The following is a 19,795-nucleotide window of genomic DNA, read 5'->3' as shown; positions in this document are numbered from 1 at the left end:
CCGCCAGCCCGTTAGCGAGCAATGCGGCCAGCAGCACGCGCGCCGGCGTCATGTCGCCTTGACCGGCTGGCCCAGCAGCCGCAGTACTTCGCGCACGGCCTGTGCGCGGTCTTGCGGGCTGCTCAGTTGCTTCTCGATGCGCAGCTTCTCGTTGCCCACCAGCTTGATGTTGCGGTTCTTCTGCACCAGCTCGATGACGCGCATCGGGTCGATGGGCGGGTTGGGGCGGAAGTTGAGGTTGATCAGCCCCGGCGCGGCGTCCACCTTGATCACGCCATACGGCTTGGCCAGCACGCGCAGGCGGTGCAGGTCGAACAGCGTCTGGCCCTGAGTGGGCAGCTTGCCGAAGCGGTCGGTGATCTCTTCCAGCATGGTGTCGATCTGCTCGGGCTTCTCGGCCGTGGCCAGGCGCTTGTACAGGCTCAGGCGCACCTGCACGTCGCCGCAGTAGGCATCAGGCAGCAGGGCGGGCGCGTGCAGGTTGATCTCGGTGTTGGTGGAGAACGCGCCGGTGGGCGACAGCAGGTCGGGCTCGCGGCCGCTCTTCAGTGCGCGCACGGCTTCGCTCAGCATGTCGTTGTAGAGCTGGAAGCCCACTTCCATCATGTTGCCGCTCTGGTTATCGCCCAGTACCTCGCCGGCACCGCGGATCTCCAGGTCGTGCATGGCGAGGTAGAAGCCCGAGCCCAGCTCCTCCATGGCCTGGATGGCATCCAGCCGCTGCGTGGCCTGCTTGGTCAGGCCTTGCAGGTCGGGCACCATCAGGTAGGCATAGGCTTGGTGGTGGCTGCGGCCGACGCGGCCGCGCAGCTGGTGCAGTTGGGCCAGGCCGAACTTGTCGGCGCGGGCAATGATGATGGTGTTGGCGCTCGGCACGTCGATGCCGGTCTCGATGATGGTGGAGCACAGCAGCAGGTTGTGCTTGCCGGCGACGAACTCGCGCATGACGCGCTCCAGCTCGCGCTCGGGCATCTGGCCGTGGGCGATGACGATGCGCGCCTCGGGCACCAGCTCTTCCAGCTTCTGGCGCCGGTTTTCGATGGTCTCGACCTCGTTATGCAGGAAGTAGACCTGGCCGCCGCGCTTCAGTTCGCGCAGCACGGCTTCGCGGATGGTGCCGCTGCTTTCGGCGCGCACAAAGGTCTTGATGGCCAGGCGCCGCTGCGGCGCGGTGGCGATGACGGAGAGATCCCGCAGGCCTTCCAGCGCCATGCCCAGCGTGCGCGGGATGGGCGTGGCGGTCAGTGTCAGCACGTCCACCTCGGCGCGCATCGCTTTCATCGCCTCCTTGTGGCGCACGCCGAAGCGGTGTTCCTCGTCGATGACGAGCAGGCCCAGGCGGTTGAACTTCACCTCGGCCGACAGCAACTTGTGCGTGCCGACGACGATGTCGATGCTGCCGTCGGCGATGCCTTCCATCGCCGCCTTGATCTCCTTGGCCGAGCGGAAGCGGCTCATCTCCGCCACCTTCACCGGCCAGGCGCCGAAGCGGTCGGCGATGTTCTGGTAGTGCTGCTCGGCCAGCAGCGTCGTCGGCGCCAGGATGGCGACCTGCTTGCCGCCCATCACGGCCACGAACGCCGCACGCAGTGCGACCTCGGTCTTGCCGAAGCCCACGTCGCCGCAGACGAGGCGGTCCATGGGCTTGGGGCTGATCATGTCCTGGATGACCGCGTGGATGGCGGCGCGCTGGTCGGGCGTTTCCTCGAAGCCGAAGCTCGCGGCAAAGGCCTCGTAGTCATGGCCCGAGTAGCGGAAGGCATGGCCCTCGCGCGCGGCGCGGCGGGCGTACAGGTTGAGCAGCTCGGCGGCGGTATCGCGCACCTGCTCGGCGGCTTTGCGCTTGGCCTTTTCCCACTGGCCCGAGCCCAGCTTGTGCAGCGGCGCTTCCTCGGGGCTCACGCCGGTGTAGCGGCCGATCAGGTGCAGCTGCGCCACCGGTACGTAGAGCGTGGCCTTATCGGCGTACTCCAGGTGCAGGAATTCGCTCTTCTGCCCGTCGCCCAGGTCGATGTTGACCAGGCCCTGGTAGCGCCCGATGCCGTGGTTGATGTGCACGACCGGGGCGCCCACCTTGAGTTCGGAGAGGTCCTTGATCAGCGCGTTGACGTCGCTGACCTGTTCCTGCTTGCGGCGCCGGCGCGTGGTGGGCGTTGTCGCGAACAGCTCGGTCTCGGTGATGAGCTGGACCGGCCTTTGTTCATCGACCCAGAAGAAGCCCGACGCCAGCGGCGCCGCTGTGATGGCGTACTTCTCGTCGCTGGCGGCGAACTCGGCCAGGTCCTTCACCGACGGCGGGTCGATCTTGTGGTCGCGCAGCTGCTCGAGCAGGCTTTCGCGGCGACCCTCGCTCTCGGCCACCAGCAGCACGCGGTGCGGCGTGCTCTTCAGGTGCGCCTCCAGCCGCGCCATCGGCTCCTGCGTGCCGCGCTCCACGCTGACGTCGGGCAGCGGGCGGGCGAAGTCCACGGGCTCGGCGCCGCGCACCGACAGCACCGCATGCGGCCTGGTCAGGCCGAAGAAGTCCTCGGCCGTCAGGAAGATCTCGCCCGGCGCCAGGATGGGCCGCTCGGGGTCGTGCTGCAGGAAGCGGTGGCGTTCCTTGGTGTCGGTCCAGAAGCGCTGGATGGCCTCGTCCACCTCGCCGTGCAGCGCGAGGCCGGCGGTGTCGCCCAAGTAGTCAAAGACGGAGGCCGTCTGCTCGAAGAAGATCGGCAGGTAGTACTCGATGCCGCCCGAGGCCACGCCTTCGCCGATGTCGCGGTAGAGGCGTGACTTGGTCGGGTCGCCGTCCATCTTCTCTCGCCAGCGGTTGCGGAAGGCCTTGCGCGGGGCCTCGTCCATCGGGAACTCGCGGCCGGGCAGCAGGCGCACATCGGGTACCGGGTAGAGGCTGCGCTGGCTGTCGGGGTCGAACACGCGGATGGAGTCCACCTCGTCGCCGAACAGGTCCACCCGATAAGGTACGGCCGAGCCCATGGGGAAGAGGTCGATCAGCCCGCCACGCACCGCGTACTCGCCGGGTTGCACGACCTGGCTCACGTTCGTGTAGCCGGCCAGCGTCAGCTGCGCCCGTAGCGAGGCTTCGTCCAGCCGCTGCTTCTGCTTGAAGTTGAAGGTCGTCGCGGCCAGGAAGCTGGGCGGCGCCAGGCGCACCAGCGCCGTGGAGGCCGGCATCAGCACGACGTCGATGGACTTTGTCTTCTTCGCCTGCAGCAGCTCCCACAGCGTCGCCAGGCGCTCGGAGATCAGGTCCTGGTGGGGGCTGAAGCTGTCGTAGGGCAGGGTCTCCCAGTCGGGGAACACGGCCACCTTGAGCTCGGGCGCGAAGAACTTGAGCTCGTCCTCTAGCCGCTGGGTGTCCCCCGGCTCGGCCGTGAAGATGGCGGCCAGCCGGCCGGCAGCCTGTTGTTGCTGCACGAAGCGGGCGAGCAGCAGCGCGTCGGCGGAGCCCAGCGGGCGGGGATGGGTGAACTTCTTGCCGGGCTGAACAGCCGGCAGCGAGGGCAGAGTCATGCGGACCTACAAACGACAACAGCCCCGATGCGGGGCGTGACGGGATTCTACGGAGGGCATGTCTTTGGTCGGGGGTCTGGGGGCATGGCAGCATGCCGCCCGTTCCTACCGGAGATTTCATGCAACGTCGTCATGCCCTGAGCCTGCTGGCCACCAGCCTTGCCCTCAGCCTTCCCGCTCAAGCCACCGCCACCGAGAGCCAGCGCTTCCACCAATGGCTGGACGCCCAGTGGGAGCTGACCCTCCAGCAGCAGCCGGTGCTCGCCACCTCGCTGGGCGACCCGCGCTACAACGACCAGCTGCCCGACACCACGACCGCGGCCTACCGCGCCCAGGCCCGGCGCGAGCTGCAGCAGCAGCTCAAGGCGCTGGCCGGCTTTGACAAGACCAAGCTGGCCCCCAAGGACCGCGTGTCCTACAGCATGCTCAAGCTGGACCTGCAGCAGTCCCTGGCGGGTGAGCGTTTCCCGGAGTGGATGCAGCCCATCAGCCAGATCGGCGGCCTGCCCAGCTTCCTGGCCCAGCTGGGCACGGGCCAGTCCATCCAGCCGTTCAAGACGGTCAAGGACTACGACGACTGGCTGAGCCGCTTGAGCAAGGCCGTGCCGCAGTTCGACGGCACGATCGCCAACATGCGTGCCGGCGTGAAGGCGGGCGTGACCCAGCCCCGCGCGGTGGTGGACAAGGTGCTGCCGCAGCTGCAGGCGCTGGCCGTCAGCGAGCCTGAGCAGAGCCTGTTCTGGGGGCCGGTCAAGGACTTCCCCGAGGCGGTGCCGGCTGCCGAGCGCGAGCGCATCACCGCCGCCCTGCGCCAGCTGCTGGCCACGCAGGTGCTGCCGGCCTATGGCCGCCTGCTGTCCTATGTGCGTGACGAGTACGCCCCCCAGGCGCGCAAGAGCACGGCCTGGTCGGCCCTGCCGGACGGCAAGGCCTGGTACGCCCATCGCGTGCGCCAGTCCACTACCGTGGCACTGTCGCCCGACGAGATCCACGCCATCGGCCTGAAGGAGGTGGCGCGCATCCTGGGCGAGATGGACGCCGTGCGCCGGCAGGTGGGCTTCACCGGTGACCTCAAGGCCTTCTTCAAGCACCTCAACGAAGACCCGAAGTACTACTTCACCAAGCCGGAAGACCTGCTCAACGGCTACCGGGACCTGCAGAAGAAGATCAACGCGCTGACGCCCAAGCTCTTCGACATCCAGCCTCGGGCGGACTACGAGGTGCGCGAGGTCGAGGCCTTCCGCGCCGAGAGCGCGGCCGGCGCGTCCTACCAGGAACCGTCAGCCGACGGCGCGCGTCCGGGCGTGTTCTATGTGAACACCTTCAACCTGAAGGCCCAGCCCATCTTCGGCATGGAGACGCTGTCCCTGCACGAGGCCTCGCCGGGGCACCACTTCCAGATCGCCATCGCGCAGGAGGACAAGGAACTGCCGGCCTTCCGCCGCTTCGGCAGCCACTACACGGCCTATGTGGAAGGCTGGGCGCTGTATGCCGAGAGCCTCGGCAAGGAGCTGGGCCTGTTCACCGACCCCTACCAGTGGTACGGGCGCCTCAGTGATGAGCAACTGCGCGCGATGCGCCTGGTGGTGGACACCGGCCTGCACCACAAGGGCTGGTCGCGTGAGCAGGCCATCCAATACATGCTGGACAACTCCTCCATGGCCGAGAGCGATGTCGTCTCCGAGGTCGAGCGCTACATCGTCTGGCCCGGCCAGGCGCTGGGCTACAAGATCGGCCAGCTGGAGATCACCAAGCTGCGCGCCGACGCCGAGAAGGCGCTGGGCGCCAAGTTCGACATCAAGGGCTTCCACCGCGTTGTGCTGACGGCCGGCCAGGTACCGTTGCCGGTGCTGCGGGAGCTGGTCATGGACTGGGTGAAATCGGCACGCCGATGATTGGCAAAAATTGCCAAACGGACTAAGCTCCTTGGTATGAGCACGATGAACATCTCCTTGCCGGAGCCGATGCGCGTCTTCGTGGAAGAGCGGGTCAGCGAAAAAGGCTACGGCAGCAGCAGCGAGTACGTGCGCGACCTGATCCGGCGGGATCAGGAGCGCGAAACGCTGCGCGCACTGCTGTTGGCGGGCGCTCAGTCAGCCCCTGCGGCGGAGATGACGCCAGCGTTCTTTGCGAACCTGCGCCAGCGCGTCCAGGCGCGCAAGCGCAAGTGATGCTGCCGGTCATCCTCCGCGCCCTGGCGCTGGAGGATGTCGAGCAGACGCTGGATCATTTGTTCAGTGAAGGTGCTGCCGAGGCAGCGGTGAGCTTCATCGACGCGCTGGAAGTCGCCCAGCAGCAGATTGCCAGCCAACCCGGCATCGGCTCCACGCGTCATGCGCACGAGCTGGGCATCCCAGGCCTGCGCAGCTGGGCGCTGGGGACCCATCCCTATCTGCTGTTCTACGTGCAACGCGACACCCACCTGGACGTCTGGCGGGTGCTGCACCAGCGGCGCGACATGGCTGCCTGGCTCACAGAGCCTGAGTGACGCTGCGCCGGTGTGCCCACCGGTACAGCAGCGGCAGCACCAGCAGCGTCAGCGCGGTGGACGACAGGATGCCGCCGATGACGACGGTCGCCAGCGGCCGCTGCACCTCGGCGCCGGTGCCGGTGGCCAGTGCCATGGGCACGAAGCCCAGCGAGGCCACCAGCGCCGTCATCAGCACGGGCCGCAGCCGTGACACCGCACCCTCGCGCACGGCCTGGTCAAGCGGGGCGCCGCCGTCGCGCAGCGCGCGGATGAAGCTCAGCATCACCAGCCCGTTTAGCACCGCCACGCCCGACAGCGCAATGAAGCCCACGCCGGCCGAGATGGACAGCGGGATGTCGCGCAGCCACAGCGCGGCGATGCCGCCGGTCAGGGCGAACGGCACGCCGGTGAACACCAGCAGGCCGTCGCGCACATTGCCGAACATCGCGAACAGCAGCAGCGCCACCAGGCTCAGCGCCACCGGCACCACCAGCTGCAGCCGCGCGCTGGCGGACTGCAACTGCTCGAAGCTGCCGCCCCACTGCGTCCAGTAGCCGGCCGGGACCTTGACGCGCTGCGCAAGCGCGGCCTGGGCGTCGGCCACGAAGGAGCCGACGTCGCGCCCGCGCACATTGGCCGTCACGACGACGCGGCGCTTGCCGTTCTCGCGGCTGACCTGGTTGACGCCGGGCTGCAGCTCGAAGCTCGCCACCTCGCCCAGCGGCACATGGCCGCCCGACGGCAGCCGCAGCGGCAGGCGCTGCAGCGCGTCCAGGTCACTGCGCAGGCGCTCGGGCAGGCGCACCAGCAGGTCGGCGCGCCGGTCGCCCTGGAACACCGCGCCGGCCTCGCGGCCCGCGACGGCAATGGCCACCGTGTCCTGCACCTCGGCCAAGCTCAGGCCCAGCCGCGCGAGCCGGCTGCGGTCGATGCTCAGCGTCAGCACGGGCAGGCCACTGGTCTGCTCCACCTTCACGTCCGACGCGCCGTTCACGCCCTGCAGCACCTGGGAGATCTGCGCCGCCGTGGCCTCCATCACGGCCATGTCGTCACCGAACACCTTCACGGCAACGTCGGCCCGCACGCCCGAGATCAGCTCGTTGAAGCGCATCTGGATGGGCTGCGTGAACTCGTAGTTGTTGCCTGGCAGGCGTGCCGCCAGCGCCTGCAGGTCGGCCAACACGGCCGCGCTGCTGCGGCCGGGGTCGGGCCATTCGCTGCGCGGCTTGAAGATGACGTAGGTATCGGCCACGTTGGGCGGCATGGGGTCGGTGGCCACCTCGGCGGTGCCGATCTTGGAGAACACCCGCGCCACCTCGGGCGCCTCGCGCAGCGTGCGCTCCAGCTCGCGCTGCATCTGCACCGCCTGGCCCAGCGCCGTGCCGGGGATGCGCATCGCGTGCAGCGCGACGTCGCCCTCGTCCAGGCTGGGCACGAACTCGCTGCCCATGCGCGTGGCCATCAGCGCACTCAGACACACGGCGACAGCGGCGATGGCCAGCGCCACGGCGGGGTTGGCCAGCGTCCAGCCCAGCAGCGGCGTGTAGGCGCGGCGCGCCCAGGCCATCAGCCGGTTGTCGCGCTCCTCGACGCGGCCCGTCACCAGCATCGCCACGGCGGCCGGTACGAAGCTGATGGACAGCAACATGGCACCGGCCAGCGCGATGACCACCGTCAGCGCCATCGGGTGGAACATCTTGCCCTCCACCCCGCCGAGCGCGAAGAGGGGCAGGTAGACCACCATGATGATGAGCTGGCCGTACAGCAGCGGCCGGCGCGCCTCGCGGGCGGCAGCAAACACCTCGGCAAAGCGCTCGTCACGCGTCAGCAGCCGGCCGGCCGCAGCCTGCGCATGGCCCAACCGGCGCAGGCAGTTCTCGACGATGACGACCGCGCCGTCGACGATGAGGCCGAAGTCCAGCGCCCCCAGGCTCATCAGGTTGGCGCTGAGCTTGCCGGCCACCATGCCGCTGAAGGTGAACAGCATGGACAGCGGGATCACCGCCGCCGTGATCAGCGCCGCGCGCAGGTTGCCCAGGAACACGAACAGCACCACGATGACCAGCAGCGCGCCCTCCAGCAGGTTGTTGCGCACGGTGCGGATGGCCTTGTCGATCAGCGTTGTCCGCTCATACACCGGCTGCGCCACCACGCCCTCGGGCAGGCTGCGGTTGATCTCGGCCAGCCGCTGCGAGACGGCCAGCGACACCTCGCGGCTGTTCTCGCCCATCAGCATGAACACCGTGCCCAGCACCACCTCTTCGCCGTTCTCGGTGGCGGCGCCGGTGCGCAGCTCCTGGCCGGGGCCCACGTCGGCCACGTCGCGCACGCGAACCGGCACGCCCTGCACGGTGGCGATGACGATGTCCGCAATCTCGGCCTCTGTGCGCAGCTGGCCCGGCGCGCGGATCAGCACTTGCTCGCCGCGCCGCTCGATGTAGCCCGCGCCCACATTGGCGTTGTTGCGTTCCAGCGCCTGCACCACGTCGGTCAGCGTCAGGCCGCGCGCAGCCAGCCGCTCCGGCCAGGGCGCCACCTGCACCTCGCGCGTGAAACCGCCGATGGTGTTGATCTCGGTCACGCCCTTCACCGTGCGCAGCTGCGGCTTCACGACCCAGTCCTGGATCTCGCGCAGGTCGGTCGGCGTGTAGGGCGAGCCATCGGGCTTGAGCGCACCGGGCCGCGCCTCCACCGTCCACATCGTGATCTCGCCCAGGCCCGTGGAGATGGGCCCCAGCGTCGGCGTCAGGCCCGCCGGCAGGCTGGCGCGGGCCTGCTGCAGGCGCTCGCCCACCAGCTGGCGGGCGAAGTAGATGTCGGTGCCGTCCTCGAACACGACGGTCACCTGCGACAGCCCGTAGCGCGACAGCGAGCGCGTCTGCGCCAGCCGGGGCAGGCCGGCCATGGCCGTCTCGATGGCGTAGGTCACGCGCTGCTCGGCCTCCAGCGGCGAGTAGCCGGGCGCCTCGGTGTTGACCTGCACCTGCACGTTGGTGATGTCGGGCACTGCGTCGATGGGCAGGCGCTGGTAGGCAGCCAGGCCGGCCAGCGCCATGGCCAGCACGCCCAGCAGCACCAGCACGCGTTGCGCGATGGCGAATCGGATGAATCTTTCGAACATCAACTCTGCTCCTCAGTGCTCGTGGCCGGCTTCACCCTTGCCGAGCTCGGCCTTCACGACGAAGCTGTTCTTTGCAGCCACGCGCTCGCCGCCCGTCAGGCCCTGCAGGATCTCCACCTGCCGGCCGTCGGCGCGCCCGGTCTGCACCGGCACGGCCTCGAACTGCTGGCCGCGCCGCACGAACACCACCGTACGGCCGTCCAGCGTCTGCAGCGCGTCGGCCGGGACGGCCACCGCCGCGGCGGCGGCGTCCTGGCTCAGTGCCACGCTGACGGGCAGGCCCGGTCGCCATAGCCCCTGGGGGTTGGGCAGCAGCACGCGCGCGGTCGCGCTGCGGCTTTGCTCGCTCACCAGCGCGCCCACGTGCGTGACGCGGCCCTGGCCCTCGGCCTCGAAGGCGGTGGACGTCACGCGGGCCTGCGCCCCGGTCTGTAAGCGGGCCAGGTCCTGCGCCGGGACGGCCAGCGTCACCCACACACTGCTCAGGTCAGCCAGCTGGAAGATGACTGCGTCGTTTCGGAGCGCCTCGCCGGCGCTGATCTTCTTGTCCACGATCACGCCCGCGATCGGCGCGCGCACCTCCAGCCGGGCCAGGCCTTGCGTGCCGGCCGCAGTGGTGGCGCCCAGCGCGGCGAGCTTCTGCCGCAAGGCCTCGACGCCGATCTCGGCCTCCTGCAGCGCCTGGCGCGCGGCCAGGTAGTCCTGCTCGGCCGAGATCTTGTCCTGCCACAGCTGGTGTTCGCGCTCGTGCGTCTGGCGGGCCAGCGCGAGGCGCTTCTCAGCCGCCAGCAGCTCGGCGCGCTGCTCGGCCAGCGCCGGGCTGACGATGACGGCCAGCAGCTGGCCGCGCTGCACGCGGTCGCCCGCGTTGGCGTGCACGGCTTGTACGGCGCCGGCCAGCCGCGGCGTGACGACGACGCTGCGGTCCTGGTTCAGTGCCACCTCGCCCATCAGGCTTAGCGTGCCGGCAATGCGCGCTGGCCCGGCCGTGGCGATCTGCACACCGTTGTGGCGCAGCTGTTCATCGGTGATGCGGGCCTGCGCGTGCCCATCGGCCTCGGCCGCGCTGGCGGCCGGCGCAGCGGCGCTGGCCGCAGCCTGGGTGGGCTTCGGTGCGGTGGGCGGGGTCTGGGCATGGCCGTGGTCGTGGTCGTGGTCGTCGTGCGCGTCGTGGCTGTGGCCGTGGCCTTCGCCGTGCAGGATGGCGGCGCCGGCCAGCAGGCCCAGCGCCAGCACGGCGGCCAGGGCCAGGGCAGTCTTCTTGTTCATGGGGTCAGTCCTTGTCTTGGGTGTTGCGGCCGAGCAGACGGTCCAGCTCGGCGGCGGCGCGGTGGGCGTCGGCGATGTGCTGCAGCTGCTGGCGTTGCAGCTGGAACAGGCTGCGCTGGGCATCCAGCACGTCCAGGAAGGCGAACTTGCCGAGCTCGTAGCCCCGCAGCGCCGTGTCGTGCGCAGCCCGCGCGGTGGCCAGGGCCTCGCCGGCCAGCAGCAGCGCCTGCTCGCGGCTGGCGCGCAGGCGCTCGGCCGCGGCGGCCACGTCCACTTGCAGCTTCAGCGTCGCGGCGTGCAGCGCCTCGCGTGCCTGGTCCTCGCGGCGCAGGGCTTCCAGCAGGCCACCCTGGTTGCGGTCGGCCAGCGGCAGCGGCAGCGTCAGGCCGATGACGGCCTGGGTGCGTCCGAGCTCGGCGTCGCGCTTGGCGCCCAGCGTCAGCGTCACATCGGGTACGCGCCGGGCGCGCTCGCCGGCGGTCAGCGCATGGCGGCGGGCGATGTCCAGCTGCGCCAGGCGCAGCGCGGGCGCGTCGGCCTGCCAGGCCAGCAGCTGCCCGGCATCGGGCAGGGCGGGCAGCGTGGCGGCGTCACCCTCGGCGTGGGGCACGGCCTGCGGGCCGTGTGCCCACAGGGCCGCCAGGCGCGCGCGTGCCTGCAGCGTGGCGCTCTGCGCCTGGGCCAGCTCGGCGCGCGCCTGGGCCTCGGCGACGCGGGCCTTGGCGGCCTCCAGCGGCGGCACCTTGCCAGCCTGCAGCCGCAGCGCCGCCGCCGCGCTGGCCTGGGCCGCCAGCGTGACGGCCGAGGCGGCGAGCCGCTGCTGTGCCTCGGCGCCCAGCAATTCAAAGAACGCTGCGGCCACGCCGGCGCGCAGCTCGGCCTGCTTGGCCAGCAAAGCCACGGCGGCCTGCTCGCGGGCCTGTACGGCGGCGGCCATGCGGGCGGCGCGCTTGCCACCCAGCTCCAGCGCCTGGCTGAGCTGGACGGTGCTGCTGCGTGTGGCGGCACGGGTGTCCTCCAGCAGCAGGCCCAGCTCGGGGTTGGGTCGCGCGCCGGCCTGCAGTTCGGCACCTTGCAGCGCCTGCAGCTCCAGCCGCGCCTGGGCCAGTTCGGGGTTGTGGGTCAGGGCCAGGGCTTGCGCCTCGGCCAGCGTGAGGGCGTGGGACACGCCAGGGGCCAGCGCCAACAGCAGCGCCGGGAACAGGGATCGCATCGAACTCTCCGGTGGTGGAACAACGGCAGGCAGTTCGGCGCGTCGGGGCACCCGGCGGGTGCCTCGCTTCGTCAGGGAAGGGGGGTGAAAGCGACGCGCCGACTCAGGCGCGCAGCCAGTCGGGGCGTTCGAGCCCGGCAGGGATGTGGGACTTGGGCTGCCTCAGCGCGGCCGGCTCGGGCGGTGCGGCCTGGCGCGCCGGATGGGCGCGCCGTTCATCCAGCGGCGCGGCGCAGCCGGCGTGGTGGCAGTGGCAATGGCCGGTCTCGCAGACGGCCTGCGCCTCGCCAGGCACGGCGTCATGGGCCGCGACAGACTGCTCGGTCTGCTGCGGCGCCAGTTCGGCCACGCAGCACAGCTGCGCGCCCGCCCAGCTCATCTGGGCGGCGACGAACAGGGCCATCAGGGCGAGGAACCAGCGACGCATGGGTGCGGATTCTAGGCAGAGATGGACAAGCCCCTACGCGGGAATGCGGTTGCGCAGCGGCCGCCCGGCTTCGAAGTCGCTCAGGCTCTCGACCGTCGTGGCCATGATCTGGCCGATGGCCTCGACGGTGAAGAAGGCCTGGTGGCCGGTGACGATGACGTTGGGGAAGGACACCAGGCGCTGGATCACATCGTCGGTGATGATGGTGGACGACAGGTCCTGGAAGAACAGGCTGGCCTCCTGCTCGTAGACGTCCAGGGCCAGGCCGCCCAGCTGGCCCGTCTTGAGCGCCTGGACGGCCGCCTCGGTGTCCACCAGGCCGCCCCGGCTGGTGTTGACGAGGATGGCGCCGCGCTTCACGCCTGCCAGCGAGGCCGCGTTGACGATGTGGTGCGTGCTTTCGAACAGCGGGCAGTGCAGCGAGATGACGTCGGACTGCGCCATCAGCTCGGCCACCGGCACGTAACGCCCGCCCAGCGCCTCGAAGGCTGGGTTGGGGGTCAGGTCATGCCCCAGCAGCGTGCAGCCGAAGCCGTGCAGGATGCGCGCGAAGATGGCGCCGATCTTGCCCGTGCCGATCACACCCACGGTCTTGCCGTGCAGGTCGAAGCCCATCAGCCCGTCGAGCTCGAAGTTGCCCTCGCGGGTGCGCAGGCTGGCGCGGGCGATCTTGCGGTTGACGGCCAGCAGCAGCCCGACGGCGAATTCGGCCACCGAGTGCGGCGAGTAGTCGGTCACGCGCACGACGGCGACGCCCAGCGTGGCGGCGGCGGCCGCGTCGATGTGGTTGTAGCCAGTGGAGCGTGTCGCGACGATGCGTGTGCCCTGCGCCGCGAGGCGAGCCAGCACGGCGGCGTCCACGTTGTCGTTGACGAACACGCACACGGCCGCGCAGCCTTCAGCCAGCCGCGCGGTGTCGGCGGTCAGGCGGTCCTGGATGAAGACGAGCTCATGGCCAGCCTGGGCGTTGGCCTGGCTGAGCAGCGACTGGTCGTAGCGGCGGGCGCTGAAGACGGCGGTTTTCATGCGGGCGATGGGGCCTGGCGATGCCCCATCCTAGGCCCGGGGCGAGGGTGTCAGTCCCGACCGCCGTCCAGCAGTGCGTCGCGCAGCTTGACGTCGGCCGGCATGTCGCCAAACCAGATGCGCAGCACCAGCGAGAAGAACTCGTCGTCGCCGACCGGCTCGCCCTGGGCCTGGCCCTGGATGTAGAACTGCGTGCCCTTGCCGGGGATGAAATCCATCGCGAAGGTGTCGCCGGGCATCAGCTTGGGCTTGCCCGAGAAGATCTCGATCAGCCGCGTGGTGGACAGCGTGTGCCGGGTCAGCTGGGCGCTGGGCGCGTTGTCGCCCATGCCGCGCAGGAACAGGCGGCCCAGCTCGGTGCCCTGAAGTTCGCGCAGCGCCGTGAACTGCAGCCGCTTCGGCCCGGGCAGCGTCAGCAGCTCAGCCGGCGTGCTGGCGCGGCGGGTGGTGTACAGACCCATGTCGTAGGCCTTGAACACCAGGCGCACGCGCGTGCCCTTGCCGTTGAGCTGCAGCGTGTTGCCGCCCAGCTGCGCCGTGGGTTCGAATTTGTGCACGGTGGTGGCGGCGCCGGCCTGCAGGCACAGCGCGGTGCCGGCGATCAGCGTGGCCAGGCGGGCGCGGCGGGCGAATGCGTGAAGTCGGGTCATCTCTCCTCCGGGGGGGCTGTCTTCTCGCATTCCTGATGCGGCGGGCGCATTCTGTGGCGGCGGCCTCGGCCGGGAGCCACCGTTTCTGGTGGCTGTTGCCTGCGTCAGGCGTGAATCCTCACAACCCGCGCCGGGCGGCCCTTGGCCTCGCGGGCGCGCAGCTGGCCGCAGCCGCCCTCGACGTCTTGGCCGGCGGAATCGCGCAGCTTGGTCAGCACGCCGCGCGCGGACAGCTCGGCCGCAATGGCGCGCGCGCGTTCCCAACTGGGGCGCTGGAAGGGCAGGCCCTCGTTGCTGTTGAACGGGATCATGTTCAGCAGCCCGTAGCGGCCCTTGAGCAGGCGCACGATGCCGTCCAGCTCCTCCGGCCCGTCGTTGACGCCGTTCAGCAGCGTCCACTGGTACTGGATGGGGTAGCCGCTGGCGCGGGCGTAGGCGTCGGCGGCCTCCACCAAGTCTTCCGGCGAGATGCGTGGCGCGCGCGGCAGCAGATAGGCGCGCTTGTCGGCATCGGTTGTGTGCAGGCTCAGTGCCAGCGCCGGCTTGACCTCGGCTTCGTTCAGCGCGGCAAAGGCGCGCTCGTCGCCTACGGTGGAGAACACCAGCTGCTTGTGCGCGAAGCCGCCCTCGCGGCCCAGCAGCCGAACAGCGTCCAGCACGTTGGCCAGGTTGTGCGCTGGCTCGCCCATGCCCATGAAGACGACCTTCTTCAGCCTGGCGTTGCGGCGCCGCGCCAGCAGCACCTGGGCCACGATCTCGCCGCTGCCGACCTGGCGGATCAGCCCGTCCACGCCGGTCATGCAAAAGCGGCAGCCCACCGCGCAGCCCACCTGGCTGGACACGCAGACGCCGTCGCGCGGCAGCAGCACGGTCTCCACGGTCTGGCCATCTGCCAGGCCCAGCAGCAGGCGCGCCGAGATGCCGTCGCCGCCGGCATGCTCGCTCTTCACGGTCAGCAGCGCGTCCAGCTCGGCGAACAGGTCCGGCAGCGCGGCCATGACGGCCTTGGGCAGCCAGCCCTGCAGCGGTTGTTTGCCGGCGTCCAGCGGGAGGAGCTGCAGCCAGTGGCGCAGCACGCGGGACTCATGGGCAGGGTTGGCGCCCAGCGCGCGCAGGCGTTGGCGGAGGTCGGAGATCAGCATGACGGCGCGATTGTCGGTTGACCTTGAAAATGCGGCCAATGACCGTTCCCCGTTTCTTCGCCCTCGTTCCCGCCGCCGGCATCGGCGAGCGCTCCGGCGCCGGCATGCCCAAGCAGTACGTCGAGATCGCCGGCCGCCCCATGCTGGCCCATACGCTGGCCGCGCTGGCGGCCGTGCCGCGCCTCGTGCAGACGCTGGTGGTGCTGTCGCCGGCCGATGACCGCTTCGAGGCCGCATTGCCGGGCTGTAGCGCATGGGTGGCACGTGTGGGTGGCGCGAGCCGGGCCGACAGCGTGCTGGGCGGCCTGGCCGATCTGCGCCGCCGGGGTGCGACGGACGATGACTGGGTGCTGGTGCATGACGCCGCCCGCTGCCTGCTGCAGCCGTCGTGGGTCGATGCGCTGATTGACGCGTGTGAGCACGACGCCGTCGGCGGCCTGCTCGCTCAGCCGATTGCCGACACGCTGAAGGCCGGCAGCGCCGACGGCCGCGTCACTGCCACCGTGGACCGGCGCGACAAGTGGGCGGCGCAGACGCCGCAAATGTTCCGCCTCGGCCTTGTCGAGCAGGCGTTGTCGGCGATGGGTGCTGCGGCGACCGACGAGGCCAGCGCCGTCGAGGCGCTGGGCCTGGCGCCGCAGCTGGTGCGCGCGTCGATGGCCAACTTCAAGGTGACGTGGCCGGAGGACTTCGCGCTTGCAGCGCATCTGCTTGTTGTCCGTTGAATGGTGACCTGGGTTGGGTCAACTAACATCCTGACAATTGGTAGTTGCCAGGAGATGTTTTGAAAACTTTGCTTGCGGCCTTGTTGGCTGCCGTTGCCCCCGCCGTGTTCGCTGATGACATCGTGATCGGACAGTCAGTCGCGCTCAGTGGCGCCAATGCAGACATCGGTCGCGACATGCGCGATGGCGCACAGGCCGTGTTCGCCCGCGTGAATGCGAGCGGTGCGCTGGGGCGTGCCATCCATCTGGTGACGCTGGACAACGCCAACGATCGCAAGCGGGCGGCCGACAACACCCTGCAGTTGCTGGACAAGCACAAGGCGGTTGCCTTGTTCGGCTACAGCTCGGCCACCGCCAGCCTTGACGCGCTGCCGCTTGCGGCCAGGAATCGGGTGTTGTTCTTCGCGCCGTTCAGCGGGTCGCTGAGCCTGCGCAGCCATCCCAATGTGTTCACGATCAGGGCGTCTTACCAGGACGAGGCGGCGAAGATCCTGGAGGCAAAGCGCGAGGTCGGTGCGAACAAGACCGCCGTGCTGTCCTATGACGACGAAGTGGGCCGCAGCAACTATGAGGCGGTTGCCGCAGCCCACGTCGCCGCCGGCCTGCCCAAGCCGCCGGGCGTGTTGGTCAAGCGCGGCGTGGCGCTGAGCAAGGCGCAGGTCGATGCACTGCTCGGCAGTGCGCCGCACTATGTGTTTGTGACCACTCAGCACCCGCCGGTGGCCGATTACTTGAAGATCACGGCCGACATCAGTTCGCACGTGCCCGTGGCCGCGCTTTCGTTCGTCAATCCGGATGAGCTGGCCGATGGTATCGGGGGGGCCGCCCGAGGCACGGTGGTGGCGCAGGTGATGCCGGCACCCCGGGCGGCCAGCCATGCCTCGCGGCCGGTGGTGAAGGAGTGCGCGGACGCGCTGGAGTCGTTCAACGGCGCGAAGCTGAATTACACGTCGCTGGAGTCCTGCCTGGCCGCCAAGGCGCTGGTGGTCGCACTTAAGAAGGCCGGGCCCGCGAAGCTCACCCGCGAGGGGGTGCTGGCCGCGATGGGCTCGCTGGGGCGCGTGGACCTGAACGGTTTCGTTCTCAACTACGCCAATGGCAATCGCCATGGCAGCAGTTTCGTGGACCTGACCATTCTGTCGCGCGGCAATCGGTTCGTCCGCTGACGAGCCGTCCAGCGGTCCTCACCACGTCGGTCCCAGCAGCAGGTAGGCCGACGTGTGCCCGCCGCGCGTGGCGCCCACGGCGAGAAAGAATGGCCCGAAGCGCGTATCCACGCTGAGGAAGCCGCTGGCGGCCTGCTGCCAGCCGTGGCGCGGCAGGTTGGACAGTTTCAGCCCGGCGCCGTTGCCCACGGCACCGCTCTCCAGCGAGAAGCCCATGCGCACGGCGCCGCCCAGGCCCACCGGCATCTGGCCGATGCGGCGTGCCATCACGAGGCGGGCCAGCAGCATGTTCTCGCCCAGCAGCGCGCCGTCGGGCGTGCCCGACAGGCGCAGGTAGCCGCCGAGCGACCGTGCCTGGCCGCGCTCGGCATGGGCGTACTCGCCGTAGAGCTGGCCGGCCCATTCGCCGAGGCGGAAGGCCGTCAGCCCCAGCAGCGAGGCGTTGACAACGCCACCTTCGCCGCGCGGCTGCAGCCATTCGATGCGCGCTGTCGTCCACTGGCCGCGGCTGGGGAAGGCCAGCGAGTCCAGCGTGTCGGTGTGCAGCTCCAGGTACTGCTGGCTGTAGGTGTTGGAGGCGCGGCTGCCGCTCAGCAGAGGCAGTACCACCTCGTTGCTGGCGCGCAGCCGGCCGATGCCCAGCCGCACGTCGCCCAGGCCGGCCACGCGGTGGCCCAGCTCCAGCTGCGCGCTGGTCAGGCTGCTGGACAGGCGCAGCGCGCGCTGGCCCTGGTTGAAGATGTCGCTGGCACCGGCCTCGTAGCCCAGCTTGGCGGACGCGAACCAGCGCGAGCCCGGGCCCAGCGGCTGGTGGAACTCGGTGTTCAGCCCGCGCGTGGTGCCGATGCGGGCCACGCTGCGCAGCTCGGCACCCCAGGGGTTGAGCCAGTCGGCCACGTGCATGGCCACCAGCGAGTAGCTGCTGGCGTCGGCGAAGTCGCTGTACAGCTCCAGCCCCAGGCGCAGCCGGCTGGCGGCCCAGTCGGCCTCGGTCAGCCGGAACTCGACGTCGCGGCGGCCGTCGCGGTCGTCGATCTCGGTCTCGATGCGCTCCAGCGCGCCCGTGCCGTCCAGCCGCTCGACGGCGCGGCTCGGCTCGGTGCGGCCGATCGCGTCGCCAGGGCGCAGCCCCAGCTCGGCGCGCAAGGCCTCGGGGTTGAGGCGGCGGGTGCCGGTGATGGTCAGCTCGCCCAGCGGCAGTGCCCCCAGCGCGGCCTCCGGCAGTCCCAGGCGCTGCGCCTGCAGCGCGGCCTGCGCGGCTGGGGCGGCCAGTGCCGCGAGGCGCTCGCCCGCCGCCAGTGCGGCGCGCCGGCCGGTGCGCATGGCCTCGTCGGCGTGCTGGAAGTCCATGAAGCCCATGCCGCCGAGGTCGGGGTCGATGACGATGTCCTGCGGCCGCAGTTCGCGCAGCGAGCGCTGCACGTTCTGCTCGGTCAGGATCTGCAGCATCTGGTTGGCCACCATGACGGCGCTGGTGATCTCGCGGTCCTCCAGCAGCGGCGTGCCGACGTTGACGGCGATGATGATGTCGGCCCCCAGCTGGCGGGCGATGTCGATGGGCAGGTTGCGCACCAGGCCGCCGTCCACGCGCGGCCGGCCGTTGATGCGCAGCGGCGAGAACACGCCGGGCACGGCCATCGACGCTCGCAGCGCCTCGAACAGTGGCGTGTCGGCCTGGTCCAGCATGGCGCCGGAGAGCAGGTCGGTGGCCACGGCGCGGAAGGGGAGGGGCAGGCGACGCAGCGGGTCGTCCAGGCGCTGGGCCGGCAGAAGCGCCGTCAGCGTGGCCTCCAGCTGGCCGTTGCCGGCGGCCCCGGCCGGCAGGCGGGCGCCGTGGCGCAGGTCGAAGCCGAACTCGATGCGCGAGGGCAGGCGCTCGTCGTCCTCGCGGCGGCGGATGGCCAGGCGCTCGCGCGCCGGGCGGTCGGCCAGGATGGCGTCCCAGTTGGCGCTCTTCACCAGGGCCTCCAGCTCGTCGACGCTGCGGCCCGATGCGTAGGCGCCGCCGACGACGGCGCCCATGCTGGTGCCGACGACCAGGTCCACCGGCACCTTCAGCTCCTCCAGCACCCGCAGCACGCCGATGTGGGCCAGCCCGCGCGCGCCGCCGCCGGACAGCACCAGGCCCACGCGCGGGCGCGCCGCGGTCTGCTGCGCAGGCGTGGGCGGTTGGGCGGGAGCGTGGGCGCTGGTCAGCAGCGCGAGCAGGAAGCAGAGGGCAGGGCGACGCATGGCGCGGCACCATAGCAGGCGCCGGCGACCTCAGCGCAGACCGAACTCGGCCAGCGCGCCTTCGCGGCGCAGCTGCTGCAGTGCCTTGCGCAGGGCGTCGATGTCGGCGGCGCGGACGGCGGGGTTGCAAGCCAGGTAGCCGTCGATGCGGGCGATGCTCAGCAACGCCTGGATGGGCGTGCCGCCAGTGGCACGGGCGGCGGGCTCGGCCAGCAGCTGGTGCGTGTACCAGTAGTCCACGCGGCTGACCTGCAGCATGCGCAGGGCGCTGACATTGCTGCTGACCTCCTGCGCCTGCACGCCCAGCTCGCGCAGCTGGGCGGCCATGGCCGTGTCCCGCACGACGACGACGCGCCGGCCGCGCAGGCTCGTCAGCGGCGGGCTGGCCTCGGGCAGCGGGCGTTCGCCGCTGCGCGCATAGACCGCGAGTTCGGCGCGCGACACCAGCCCCACCCACTGCAGCGTGGTCTCGCGCTCCGGGGTGCGCACCATGCCGACGATGCAGCCCGGCGGTGGCGACATCAGCGTGCTGAAGGCGCGCGGCACCGGCATCACCTCGGTGCTCGCCCGCAGCCCGCTGGCCGCGATCAGCCGGTTCATCAGCAGGCCGCCCGGGCCGGCGACGCTGCCGTCCTCGGCCAGGTCATAAAGGCCAGGCACGGGAAAGGCCAGCAGCTTGAGCGCCGGCGTGGCCGTCACGCCTGGGCCCGCCCACAGTGCCAGCGTCGCGCTCAGCAGGCGCGGCCACGGCAGGGGGAACAGACAGCTCGGCATGGGCGCAGGTTAATGCCTGTGATGCGGGGGCCGGGTCGGCGCTGTCGGCTTGCGCCGACAATCC

General features: G+C 70.5%; 15 protein-coding genes. 5 read left to right on the top strand and 10 right to left on the bottom strand.

Annotated features, from left to right (window positions below; genetic code table 11):
* Positions 1-48: 48 nt before the first annotated feature.
* On the bottom strand, positions 49-3,516 hold the full coding sequence (mfd, locus tag ACG0Z3_RS06155; RefSeq protein WP_394396303.1) for a transcription-repair coupling factor: 3,468 nt from the start codon (positions 3,514-3,516) through the stop codon (positions 49-51).
* Between the two features lie 119 nt (positions 3,517-3,635).
* On the opposite strand from mfd, the gene ACG0Z3_RS06150 reads away from it, so the two are divergent.
* From ACG0Z3_RS06150 to ACG0Z3_RS06140, 3 genes are read left to right on the top strand one after another with little or no spacing between them, the layout of a single operon-like run.
* Positions 3,636-5,411, top strand: coding sequence for a DUF885 domain-containing protein (locus ACG0Z3_RS06150; protein ID WP_394396301.1), 1,776 nt, complete (start codon positions 3,636-3,638; stop codon positions 5,409-5,411).
* A 36-nt stretch (positions 5,412-5,447) separates the two neighbouring features.
* A complete protein-coding gene (locus tag ACG0Z3_RS06145) occupies positions 5,448-5,687 on the top strand; it encodes a type II toxin-antitoxin system ParD family antitoxin (RefSeq protein WP_394396300.1) in 240 nt (79 codons plus the stop codon).
* Entirely contained in the window at positions 5,687-6,004 is a 318-nt protein-coding gene (locus ACG0Z3_RS06140; protein ID WP_394396297.1) for a type II toxin-antitoxin system RelE/ParE family toxin, read from the top strand. The genes ACG0Z3_RS06145 and ACG0Z3_RS06140 overlap by 1 nt, the downstream gene beginning before the upstream one ends.
* On the opposite strand, the gene ACG0Z3_RS06135 is transcribed toward ACG0Z3_RS06140, so the two are convergent.
* From ACG0Z3_RS06135 to ACG0Z3_RS06105, 7 genes are all read right to left on the bottom strand, one after another.
* Entirely contained in the window at positions 5,988-9,107 is a 3,120-nt protein-coding gene (locus ACG0Z3_RS06135) for an efflux RND transporter permease subunit (protein ID WP_394396296.1), read from the bottom strand. The two genes, ACG0Z3_RS06140 and ACG0Z3_RS06135, sit on opposite strands and share 17 nt — an antisense overlap.
* 12 nt (positions 9,108-9,119) lie before the next feature.
* Complete coding sequence (locus ACG0Z3_RS06130; RefSeq protein WP_394396294.1) at positions 9,120-10,376, bottom strand: efflux RND transporter periplasmic adaptor subunit; 1,257 nt, start codon at positions 10,374-10,376, stop codon at positions 9,120-9,122.
* A 4-nt stretch (positions 10,377-10,380) separates the two neighbouring features.
* Positions 10,381-11,589, bottom strand: a complete 1,209-nt coding sequence (locus tag ACG0Z3_RS06125; protein WP_394396293.1) for a TolC family protein — start codon at positions 11,587-11,589, stop codon at positions 10,381-10,383.
* Between the two features lie 103 nt (positions 11,590-11,692).
* The gene (locus ACG0Z3_RS06120; protein WP_394396292.1) at positions 11,693-12,016 is read right to left on the bottom strand and encodes a hypothetical protein; all 324 of its coding nucleotides are present in this window, start codon (positions 12,014-12,016) and stop codon (positions 11,693-11,695) included.
* A gap of 33 nt (positions 12,017-12,049) precedes the next feature.
* A complete protein-coding gene (locus ACG0Z3_RS06115; RefSeq protein ID WP_394396290.1) occupies positions 12,050-13,042 on the bottom strand; it encodes a 2-hydroxyacid dehydrogenase in 993 nt (330 codons plus the stop codon).
* A 50-nt stretch (positions 13,043-13,092) separates the two neighbouring features.
* Positions 13,093-13,692, bottom strand: a complete 600-nt coding sequence (locus tag ACG0Z3_RS06110) for a chalcone isomerase family protein (protein WP_394396289.1) — start codon at positions 13,690-13,692, stop codon at positions 13,093-13,095.
* Positions 13,693-13,796: 104 nt separating this feature from the next.
* Positions 13,797-14,834, bottom strand: coding sequence for an RNA methyltransferase (locus tag ACG0Z3_RS06105; protein ID WP_394396287.1), 1,038 nt, complete (start codon positions 14,832-14,834; stop codon positions 13,797-13,799).
* A gap of 38 nt (positions 14,835-14,872) precedes the next feature.
* Here ACG0Z3_RS06105 and ispD point away from each other — a divergent pair, with 38 nt between their 5' ends.
* Together ispD and ACG0Z3_RS06095 are read left to right on the top strand one after the other, a co-directional pair.
* Positions 14,873-15,559, top strand: coding sequence for a 2-C-methyl-D-erythritol 4-phosphate cytidylyltransferase (gene ispD, locus ACG0Z3_RS06100; RefSeq protein ID WP_394396285.1), 687 nt, complete (start codon positions 14,873-14,875; stop codon positions 15,557-15,559).
* A 59-nt stretch (positions 15,560-15,618) separates the two neighbouring features.
* The gene (locus ACG0Z3_RS06095; RefSeq protein ID WP_394396283.1) at positions 15,619-16,725 is read left to right on the top strand and encodes an ABC transporter substrate-binding protein; all 1,107 of its coding nucleotides are present in this window, start codon (positions 15,619-15,621) and stop codon (positions 16,723-16,725) included.
* Between the two features lie 18 nt (positions 16,726-16,743).
* Here ACG0Z3_RS06095 and ACG0Z3_RS06090 read toward each other — a convergent pair whose 3' ends face one another.
* Both ACG0Z3_RS06090 and ACG0Z3_RS06085 read right to left on the bottom strand, forming a co-directional pair.
* Positions 16,744-18,957, bottom strand: coding sequence for a patatin-like phospholipase family protein (locus tag ACG0Z3_RS06090; protein WP_394396282.1), 2,214 nt, complete (start codon positions 18,955-18,957; stop codon positions 16,744-16,746).
* A gap of 30 nt (positions 18,958-18,987) precedes the next feature.
* Positions 18,988-19,731, bottom strand: coding sequence for a substrate-binding periplasmic protein (locus tag ACG0Z3_RS06085; protein ID WP_394396281.1), 744 nt, complete (start codon positions 19,729-19,731; stop codon positions 18,988-18,990).
* Positions 19,732-19,795: the final 64 nt, after the last annotated feature.

It is taken from the genome of Pelomonas margarita (assembly GCF_043555875.1).
Taxonomy (GTDB): domain Bacteria; phylum Pseudomonadota; class Gammaproteobacteria; order Burkholderiales; family Burkholderiaceae_C; genus Pelomonas; species Pelomonas margarita.
This window is presented reverse-complemented; position numbering and strand designations above follow the sequence as displayed.